The 670-nt window shown below is 72.5% G+C and carries 1 protein-coding gene; it reads left to right on the forward strand.

Annotated elements, in window-relative coordinates; all coding sequences use genetic code 11:
• The coding region (locus tag AC1DWF_RS35115; protein ID WP_476843085.1) for a pyridoxal-phosphate dependent enzyme at positions 1–610 on the forward strand (610 nt) is incomplete at its 5' end.
• Between the last annotated feature and the right edge of the window lie 60 nt (positions 611–670).

Genomic DNA, 670 nt, shown 5'->3' on the forward strand with positions numbered 1-670 from the left:
GGTCTACGGCGTCGAGGTCGAGGGCTACCAGGCCATGCGCCAGCGCCTTGCCGGCCAACCCGTGAGCGTGGGCGGCCCCACCATCGCCGAGGGCATCGCAGTGCGCGATGTGGGCGAGCAGCCCGTCGAGATCCTCCGGCGCCTCGGGGTGGAGGTGCTGATGGTCACCGAGCGCGCGGTGGAACAGGGCATCGCCCTGCTGGCCGAGGGCGCCAAGGTGGTTTCGGAGGGGGCCGGCGCGGCCGGTGTGGCGGCGATCCTGAGCCATCCGGAGCTCTTCGCCGGCAAGCGGATCGCAACACCCGTCTGCGGCGGCAACATCGATCCCCGCATCCTCTCCAACGTGCTGCTGCGCAACCTCCTGCGCGACGGGCGGCTGCTGCGGCTGCACCTGGACATCCCGGACCGCCCGGGCGTGCTCGCGGACATCGCGACGCGGGTGGCGGCCGCCGGCGGCAACGTCATCGAGGTCAGCCACCAGCGCCTCTTCGCCGCACCCTCGGTGCAGACGGCGGAGCTGGAGCTGATGATCGAGGTGCGCGACCGGGCGCAGGCGGATGCGATCGTGGCGGCGCTGGAAGCCGGGGAATACGTCGTGAGGCGCGGATAGCGAGAGGGCTTCGCTCCCTCGCGCTCCCCCACCAGGGGCTACAAGCCCCGGGCCCCCTTC

This window comes from Aminobacter sp. P4_D5 (assembly GCF_056401815.1).